The organism is Stygiolobus sp. RP850M (assembly GCF_037389295.1).
Lineage (GTDB): Archaea > Thermoproteota > Thermoprotei_A > Sulfolobales > Sulfolobaceae > Stygiolobus.
Genome location: NZ_JBBHKU010000011.1, coordinates 1 through 8508, shown reverse-complemented (window position 1 = coordinate 8508; position 8508 = coordinate 1). Strand labels below are relative to the sequence as shown.

General features: G+C 41.3%; 9 protein-coding genes. 3 read left to right on the top strand and 6 right to left on the bottom strand.

Annotation, left to right across the window (positions count from 1 at the left end; translation table 11 throughout):
• Positions 1–197: 197 nt before the first annotated feature.
• The 5 genes from WIW52_RS00625 to WIW52_RS00605 form a co-directional block, all read right to left on the bottom strand.
• Positions 198–1223 (bottom strand): 3-hydroxyacyl-CoA dehydrogenase family protein, encoded by a 1026-nt coding sequence (locus WIW52_RS00625; protein ID WP_337707915.1) that lies wholly within the window; start codon positions 1221–1223, stop codon positions 198–200.
• Between the two features lie 2 nt (positions 1224–1225).
• Positions 1226–2236, bottom strand: a complete 1011-nt coding sequence (locus tag WIW52_RS00620) for an aminobenzoate oxygenase (RefSeq protein WP_337707917.1) — start codon at positions 2234–2236, stop codon at positions 1226–1228.
• A 107-nt stretch (positions 2237–2343) separates the two neighbouring features.
• Positions 2344–3240 carry an AbrB/MazE/SpoVT family DNA-binding domain-containing protein gene (locus tag WIW52_RS00615; RefSeq protein ID WP_337707914.1) on the bottom strand — a complete coding sequence of 299 codons (897 nt, stop codon included), beginning with the start codon at positions 3238–3240 and terminating at the stop codon, positions 2344–2346.
• Positions 3241–3312: 72 nt separating this feature from the next.
• Positions 3313–4074, bottom strand: a complete 762-nt coding sequence (locus WIW52_RS00610; protein ID WP_337701837.1) for an enoyl-CoA hydratase/isomerase family protein — start codon at positions 4072–4074, stop codon at positions 3313–3315.
• A gap of 1 nt (position 4075) precedes the next feature.
• Positions 4076–4831: an enoyl-CoA hydratase-related protein gene (locus tag WIW52_RS00605; RefSeq protein WP_337707913.1), complete on the bottom strand. Its 756-nt coding sequence runs from the start codon at positions 4829–4831 to the stop codon at positions 4076–4078.
• Positions 4832–4992: 161 nt separating this feature from the next.
• On the opposite strand from WIW52_RS00605, the gene WIW52_RS00600 reads away from it, so the two are divergent.
• The 3 genes from WIW52_RS00600 to WIW52_RS00590 are packed head-to-tail and all read left to right on the top strand — an operon-like array spanning position 4993 to position 7831.
• A complete protein-coding gene (locus tag WIW52_RS00600; protein ID WP_337707912.1) occupies positions 4993–6156 on the top strand; it encodes a thiolase domain-containing protein in 1164 nt (387 codons plus the stop codon).
• 5 nt (positions 6157–6161) lie between these two features.
• Complete coding sequence (locus WIW52_RS00595; protein ID WP_337701832.1) at positions 6162–6551, top strand: Zn-ribbon domain-containing OB-fold protein; 390 nt, start codon at positions 6162–6164, stop codon at positions 6549–6551.
• Complete coding sequence (locus WIW52_RS00590; protein ID WP_337707909.1) at positions 6548–7831, top strand: phenylacetate--CoA ligase family protein; 1284 nt, start codon at positions 6548–6550, stop codon at positions 7829–7831. The genes WIW52_RS00595 and WIW52_RS00590 overlap by 4 nt, the downstream gene beginning before the upstream one ends.
• A 10-nt stretch (positions 7832–7841) precedes the next feature.
• Here the strand turns inward: WIW52_RS00590 and WIW52_RS00585 are convergent, their stop codons facing one another.
• On the bottom strand, positions 7842–8159 hold the full coding sequence (locus tag WIW52_RS00585) for a hypothetical protein (protein ID WP_337701828.1): 318 nt from the start codon (positions 8157–8159) through the stop codon (positions 7842–7844).
• Between the last annotated feature and the right edge of the window lie 349 nt (positions 8160–8508).

Genomic DNA, 8508 nt, shown 5'->3' with positions numbered 1-8508 from the left:
CTACCAATATCACAATTAACAGAAATATGGATTTACTAGTACAACTTAAAGTTAAGAAATATATGTTTAAAACAAGAGTAACTAAGGCGGCGAAATAAGGAGAATAAAAAAGCTAATTAATAAGAAGTAGATAGGATTAAAAATACTTAAAATAATGTCGATTTTCGAAATAGAAGAAAAAGTTAATAAGATACGTCCTAAACATAGTTGATTTCTTTTGCGTATTCTAGGATACCTTTAGGCCAACCTAAGCCCAACTTTGTAGCCTTATTTATTTCATCTTCAGTCGATACGTTGTTTTTAATCAGCCAAACTGCCTCGTCTATCGCGTCACCTAGTATTTCAGATGGTGAGGGCTCTCTACTGGTCTTTTGTATTATAGGTCTCCCAGCCGACCAGTCGTAGAACCCTTTCTTAACTTTAGTCCCCAAGTAACCCTTTGTGTAAAGATCATTTATTAACGGGCAATCGAAATTAAATCCTCTACTTTTAACTTCCTTACTTATAAGGTAATTAGTGTCGATACCGGTGTAGTCTAGAAGTTCAAAGATACCCATGGGAAATCCTAGAGTATACTTAGCTGCACTATCGACCTCTTGAACAGTATACTTACCCTCACTCACTAGTTTGCAGGCTGAAGTGAATACCCTGAAGAGTATTCTGTTAACTACGAAACCGATCACGTCTTTCCGAACCGGTATAGGTTCCTTCTTTATACTTTTTACTATTTCTATTCCTTTCTCAAATACTTCTGACGATGTATAGTTTCCCTTTATCACTTCTACTAAACCCATTAGTACTGGAGGGTTAAAGAAGTGTAGTCCCAAGAATCTCTCCCTTTTGTTTAATGCCATCGACAGTTCTGTTATAGGCAGACTGCTTGTGTTCGTAGCTATCATCGTTGAGTAATCTACGTTTTTCTCGACCTCCTTAAATATACTCACCTTAAGGTTGAAGTCCTCGGGCACTGCTTCGATTACGAGTTCAGAGCCCTTGACCTCTTCTAGACTTCTGATTATCTGGATCCTTGTCAGAATGCTTTCGGGGGTCTCATTTATTCTCCTTTTCTCGGACAGTTTCTCTAACGACCACTTGATATTGGTTAAACCTTTCTTTATAGCTTCCTCGTACTTGTCATAAAGGAGCACTTCGTTCTTATAGATGGCAAAAACTTCAGCTATTCCACTACCCATTACGCCCGATCCGATGACCGCTACCTTCACCTTTAGAACACCGGTATGATATCTCCTTCGTCAAAGTCAGGAATATCCTCTTCTCCCGTTATCCCCAGTTCGGGAATTGAGGGCATCTTTATGTTGTAACGCTTTAATGATGCTCCTACCCTCACTATTGCTGTCTTCCAAGCGTTTTCTTTTTCCTCCAAGGTGGGTATATAGAATCCCGCATCTCTAGCTAGGTCTTCCATTTTCAAGTGAACTTCATTAAACCATGGAGGTAATTTCCAGAAGTCTTTAGGAGGCAAATAAGTTATTAAGGAAAGGAATACGAAACCGGCTCTAACTTGTTTAGTCACTAACTTTTTCCTTTCATCGTCCATTTTTTCGGCGTTCTGAGACATTATTAAATGAGTAAATGCGTAATGCCTAGTCTCGTCAACTGTTGTGTTCTTAAAAAGTTCTTGGAAAGCCTTTATTTTAGCTCCCTTAGACATGCTGGAGAACACTGTAGTAGCTGCAGCTTCTCCCATCATAAATGATGTGAATAGCACGTCAAAAGTGTACTTGTGATAAGCCTCTAAGTATGCCTTCCAATACCTAGATCCGTTCCACCAAGTCCATAACACGTTTAGCACTGCCTTTCTCTCTAGTTCATCTTGAGGCTTGAAGTCGTACGGGAACCCGGGCAAAACGCTATTTATTCCTAACCCGCACATAACGTTATGTCTGTTCTCGTCATAAGTGATCGTAGTTAGGATCCCCTTTACCGGCGTAGGTAAGTGCTGTTCGAAAGACTTAACTACAGCGTAGGCGAACACGGGGGTAGCGTTATCAAAGGTAGAAAGTAAAGACCACCAATAGGCTACGGCTAACTTTTGTTTTCTATCTAGACCGCTTGCCCACTCCTTTACTTCCTGCCAGTTAATCGCCTCCTCATCCCACTGTTCTTTTTTAGCCCTTCTGTAGAGTTGCCATGCTTTATCGTTGTCAAAAGTCCACGTGGGAGGATAGACATTATTAGGAGGGAAATCTGGAGCTTCTTCAAAATTTAAATTCAAATACTTATCTGCCATTACACATCTACTGATCTTCTGTTACAAAACGACATATATAAACTTTTTATTCAAATTAAATGTTAAGGGAAATCAATTATATGAATTTTCATTCATATTAATCTCACCGTCTTATGCACAGCATCGTCCATCATGGCTATACAATAGGAAGCCATCCTCACCAGTTCTTTACAAGGCTCCGAGAAATTACAATTATTTTCTAACTCGTTCATCTTCCACCTTAACCACTTTATATCGTCAAGCTTTTCAGTGAAAAACATCTCTGTAGCTTTAGAAAACATCTCTGATACTGTTATCACATTTTCCTTTCTAATTCCTTTGTCGGTTAAGCTTATGAACTGCTTTAAGTGGGAGACGAACCTGCCCATATCCCTTATGAATATCGCGTAAAGGATTATGTCTTTAGATGGTAAGTTGAAGTTATACTCGTCATCAAGCTGGACACCTACTGCAATGTTCCTTATTATTCCTCTGTAGTCTTTAATTAGACTATCACACCTGAAAATAAGGTCCTCCTTTAGTTCTGGAGTTATTGAGTCCAGTACGGATAATAAATCGGCTAATATTTTCTTTACCTTTTCTACGTAAGACTTAACTAAGTTCATTAGGTCTGTGCTTACAGTGAAATTTACGTTGAAGGTAACACTGGTAAAACTTTCATCTACAACCTCCAAACCTGGGTGTGTTAGCTGTAACTCCTTCAATGCCTTTTTAATCTCCGGTGTCATGGTGCCCTTAGACTTCACAACGATCTTAGACACTCCCTGCATGTAGAAAACCGAGATCAGGTAAAGTGTTGTGTCCAAGTCGTCTATTTCTACCTCCCTTTCGGCATTAGGTTGTTTGATCGGTTTTACCTTAAGTCCGTCTGCCGTCTCATAAACCTTAAGTTCGCTCTTTACATCCAACCCGTTTTTCTTTACCCAATCCGTAGGAATAGAAATAATATAACTTCCGCCCTTTATTTTTTGGAGCCTTCTTATACTCATAAATTATGCTATTTATATACATTATAAATGCATTTATATGCATATATGGGGGAGGGTGAAAGTAAAAACTAGTTAACTCGTCCAGTTGGGTTTCCTCTTTTCCACGAATGCTCTCATCCCCTCTTTACCATCAACACTGGCTAGCGTTACGTAGAACTGTCTCCTCTCAAACTCAAGCCCTTGGGTTAAGGTCGTCTCTAACGCTCTGTTCACTGCTTCCTTAGCTAGCTCTTCTGCGAACCCAGACCTTGAGGCTATATCCTTAGCTAACCTCATAGCTTCGTCCAATAAAGCTTCGTCAGGGACGACTTTGACTACTAAACCTCTTCTATATGCTTCCCAAGCCGAGATCATTTTACCCGTAAGAACCATTTCCATCCCCTTGTATTTCCCTACAGTTCTTGTCAGCCTCTGAGTACCTCCAGCACCAGGTATAATACCGAGGTTGATCTCTGGTTGGCCTAGTGTTGCACTCTCGGCAGCAATTATTATGTCGCAAGCCATAGCTAACTCGAGCCCTCCACCAGCAGTAACACCGTTTAAGGCAGCAATGACGGGCTTCCTGAATGTTCTCAACCTTTCCCACATTGGGGCGTGACCTTTCCTAGCTACTTCCTCAATTGGCATGTTTAGCATTTCACCTACATCTGCACCAGCACAAAAAGCTCTACCAATTCCGGTAACAATAACCGCCTTCACCTTATCCTTCTCAGCCTGATCGAACGCCTTAACGAAATCCTCTACCATTTCCATATTTATAGCGTTTAGTTTTTCTGGTCTGTTTAGCTTTACAATCCCGATATCTCCTACTTTCTCATATAACACTGTGTTCATCTCACTCACCTTTAAACTGGGGCTGTCTCTTTTCTAAAAAAGCCTTTACACCTTCGGAGAAGTCGTAGGTCTTTCCTAGAGCCCCCTGCATAGCTGCTTCATAGTCCAAGAAATCTTCCAAGTCGTAGTACATTACTCTGTTTATTAGCCTTTTACTTGCGGAGTAACTCTTGAATTGTCCGTTTGCTATCTTTTCGGCAGCACGTAACGCCTCAGCTAGCGGGTCTTCGACAACTTGAAATAATCCCATTTTCTCAGCTTCTTCTCCAGTGAACTCCCCGCCCAGTAAAGCGTACTTCTCAGCTTTTATTCCAGCCATTCTTAGGAGCATTAACGTCATTCCGCTGTCAGGCGCTAGGGCTATGTTATGAAAAGCAGTCACAAATCTTGTCTCCTTCGTCGTATATCTTATATCAGTAGCCAATGCGAGGCTAATTCCGGCTCCTGCTGCAACCCCTTTTACGGCGGATATGAATATTTTCGGAGAAAACCTAATCTCTTTTATGATTACATGGAATGAGTTTCTCAAATCCTCAGCTAGGTCTTGGCTCATTGACGATAGATCTGCACCAACACTGAATGCCCTCCCTGCACCGGTGATTACTACGACTCTCTTTTCCGGGTTTCGATTAAAGTCCCTTATCGTCTTTATAAGGTTGTCTCTTAATTCTTTGTTCATTGCGTTGAGTTTCTCAGGTCTGTTCATAGTTATTAAGAGGACTTTCCCTCTATCCTCCACGAGTATTTCAGAACCCATTGGTATCTCTTCTCTCCGCTAAATTATATTTCTAACTTACATTATACCGTTTTTTAATGAAGAATGAAATAGACTGATATACCTATTTTTCCATTTGCATATACTGTAGGAAAATTATTGAGATAACAAACTATTTAAATAATTAAAACAGCATTTAATTTGTGAACAGAAAAGTCGGCGTTATCGGCGTTGGGATGAGTAAGTTTGGGAGAAGAAATGATGTCACTGTTAGGGAACTGGCATGGGAGGCTGTAAAAGAGGCCTTTGAAGATGCAGGTCTGACACAGCAGGACATTCAACTTACAGTAATAGGAAGTACAGCTTATAGGGGTACTGAAATATACCCAGCTCCTCCAGTGTCAGAGTATTGTGGACTTGTCGGAAAATCTCCATTGAGAGTCGAGGCAGCTTGTGCAACTGGTAGTTCAGCCATGTTTACGGCTGTAAACGCAGTTGCTTCTGGAATGGCTGACATAGTGCTAGTTATAGGAATAGATAAGATGACTGAAGTTGATACTTCAACGTCTTTAGCAATAGGAGGCAGGGGAGGGAATTATTATTGGGAATTCCAGATGTACGGTACTACATTCCCGACGTATTATGCCTTGTATGCGACTAGGCATATGGCTCTTTTCGGGACTACTGAGGAAGATATGGCTTTTGCTGCCGTGAAGGCTCACAAGTACGCGTCTTATAATGAAAAAGCCCATTTCCGTAACAGAATAGCCGTTGAGGATGTCCTGAAGTCTAGGGTTATTTCATGGCCCATAAAGCTTTTGGACTCATCTCCAATAAGCGATGGTGCAGCGGCTGCAATAATAGCCTCAGAAGAGAGAATAAGGGAATTGAAAATCGACACACCTATATGGGTAAGGGGAATGGGTTACAGTAGTGATACTTCTTATATAGCAGCTAGGGGTGAATGGGTAGGGCTTAAGGCAGCTAAGGATGCTGCTTACATGTCGTATAAGATGAGCGGTTATACTCCTCACGATATAGAATACGCCACGGTTCACGACTGTTTCACAATTGCCGAGATTATGGCATATGAAGATTTGGGATTCGTAGAAAAGGGGAAGGGAGCTGTTCTTCTAAGGGAAGGACAGACTGAGAAGGATGGTAAAGTTGCAGTTAACTTGTTCGGAGGATTGAAAGCTAAGGGTCATCCCCTGGGTGCTACCGGTGTTGCAATGGTGTATGAGGTAGTTAAGCAGTTGAGAGAAGAGGCAGGACCCGTTCAACATTCCTTTAAGAACTACGTAGCTTTAACTCATAACGTCGGAGGTACGGGACATTACGCTTTCGTTGGAATTTACAGTAGGTGAGAGTCATGGACGGGATACCTCTTATTATGAAATATACCTTACCTGCCGAAGAGTTGTATAAGCCGTTCTGGGAGGGGCTTAAGAGAGGAGAGGTTTTGGGTACTAGGTGTAAAAAGTGCGGAACTTTGTATTTCCCTCCTCAAAGGGACTGTCCTAAATGTATGGTTTCAGATATGGAGTGGGTAGATGTTGGTAAATCTGGGGAATTGATGACTTACAGTGTTGTTGAACAAAAACCTCAGGGCTTTGAAAACTTTGACAGATACACAATTGGTATTGCTAAGACTGAAAAAGGGGTTTATTTGATGTGCTGGGTAATAGGGGCTCCGAAGGTGGGGGCTAAAGTAAGCCTTACTTCTGACGGGCATCGGGTTTTATGTGAGGTGAAAACATGATCTCGTATGACGAAACCGATCCCCGAGCTTTAAGTAAGGAAGAGATAAAAGAAATACAAAATTTCAGGTTTAGAAGAATCATAAAACGGGTATACGAGAAGAGCCCGTATTACCATAGGGTAATGAAAGAGAGAGGGCTAACACCAGACGATTTGAAGACTCCAGACGACCTAGTAAAGATTCCTTTTACTACTAAAGACGATTTGAGGAGAAGTGCTTATCCATATGGAGGAGATTTCCTAACAGTGCCTTTTGAAGAATTAGTAGGATGGCATATGACAAGTGGAACCACCGGTGTACCTACGGTAGGAGCTTACACATCTTCTGATATTGAGTTATGGGCCAGTTTGGTCGCTAGGTCGTTAAGAGCTGCAGGAGTTACTAAAAATGACGTTGTTGCCAATATCTACGGTTACGGTTTGTTCACTGGAGGAATAGGACTTCACATTGGAATACAGAAAGTCGGGGCTAAAGTTATACCTTGGGGGACTGGCAGGACAGAGGCATTAGTAAAGTCGTTAAAGGACTTCAAGGTCACTGTAATTACTGGCACCCCTTCTTACGAGTTGTATGTAGCTGAGAAGATAAAAGAGGCAGGGATAGACCCCGAAAAGGAGCTGAATTTACGTATTGCTATACCAGGGGCTGAAGCTATGACTAAGGAGATGCTAACACGTATAGACAAGGAATTAGCACTGACTTCTCATGGGGGTGGGGCGAGAGAGATATACGGATTAACCGAGGCCGTAGGCCCCGGAGTAGCTCAGGAATGCCCTCATGATAACCACGAGAAGATGCACATATGGACCGATCACTTTTACGTGGAAATTATTGATCCTGAAACGGGGGAAAGAGTAGGAGAGGGAGAGGAAGGGGAGATGGTAATAACTCACTTAACCAGAGAAGGAATGCCCCTAATCAGGTATAGGACTAGGGATATAACAAGACTTGAGGAGAGCAACGACGATATTCCCTTCCCGACCATCAGGATCGTTAAAGGAAGGGTGGATGACGTAGTATTTTACAAGGGTGTAAAGATTTATCCAACAGCAATAAATGAAGTATTAATGAAATATCCAGAAATTAGGGAATACCAGTTGGTATTTACTAAGGAGCCTGCTAAGTTCGAGGTACTAATTGAAACGGATAAACCGTCTGAAGAGTTGAGAAAGAAGATAGCTGCAGATATTCAAGCTGTAGCTTTTGTTCATGCAGATATTCAGTTCGTAAATGGTCTACCTAGATGGGAGGGGAAATCTAAAAGAGTTGTCTTAAAGTAAACGTTTTTCCTTATCTCAGTTGGTCTTCATTTAGGCTCATCTTCTCTACTTCCAGTTGGGTAAGAAGGTCTAGGACTTTTCTCATGTAGATCTTCACGAAATAGTATATGTGAAAACTTCTAAATTCCTCTTCATTTACCTTGATGGTCTCGATATATTGTTCTGGTGTGTAATATTTGACATTGTACTCCTTTCCGTTTACCACTAGTTTTTCGGGCACTGGTTTCTTTGACACTATTAACAAAGTATCTTCTTTTATTCCTGCTAATTGGACGTACCATTTGTCAACTTGCTCCAAAGCGGTAAGAACTATTTCTTTTTCGTCCATAATATATTTCTTTATTCAAACAATATTTAACTTATTTCCTAGATGATGGAGTCGTTATATACTATATTTTATACTGGGTATATCATTTCACGGGGGGGGGGGGGGGGGGTAGAACGGACGAGTATGCCGAGAAGAGGAGCAGTTGTAATGTTAAAGATCTGAACTCTCCACATTGAAGGGACGAGGCTTTTGCCCCCATTATATTTTATCTTTCTTTCTCATTTATACTTTTCCAAGTCGATGTTGTACTTCTTAGCGTATTCTTTTAGGCCTAAGTCTAATACCTCGTCGGCAACGTCTGAGTATCTTTTTCCTATGTCTACAGCTATCTTCTTTATTATCCTGGCGT

Excerpts from the sequence above, each read along its gene's own strand:
- WIW52_RS00585 (WP_337701828.1), bottom strand. The coding sequence starts at position 8,159 with ATGGACGAAAAAGAAATAGTTCTTACCGCTTTGGAGCAAGTTGACAAA.
- WIW52_RS00610 (WP_337701837.1), bottom strand. The coding sequence starts at position 4,074 with ATGAACACAGTGTTATATGAGAAAGTAGGAGATATCGGGATTGTAAAG.
- WIW52_RS00605 (WP_337707913.1), bottom strand. The coding sequence starts at position 4,831 with ATGGGTTCTGAAATACTCGTGGAGGATAGAGGGAAAGTCCTCTTAATA.
- WIW52_RS00595 (WP_337701832.1), top strand. The coding sequence starts at position 6,162 with ATGGACGGGATACCTCTTATTATGAAATATACCTTACCTGCCGAAGAG.
- WIW52_RS00590 (WP_337707909.1), top strand. The coding sequence starts at position 6,548 with ATGATCTCGTATGACGAAACCGATCCCCGAGCTTTAAGTAAGGAAGAG.
- WIW52_RS00615 (WP_337707914.1), bottom strand. The coding sequence starts at position 3,240 with ATGAGTATAAGAAGGCTCCAAAAAATAAAGGGCGGAAGTTATATTATT.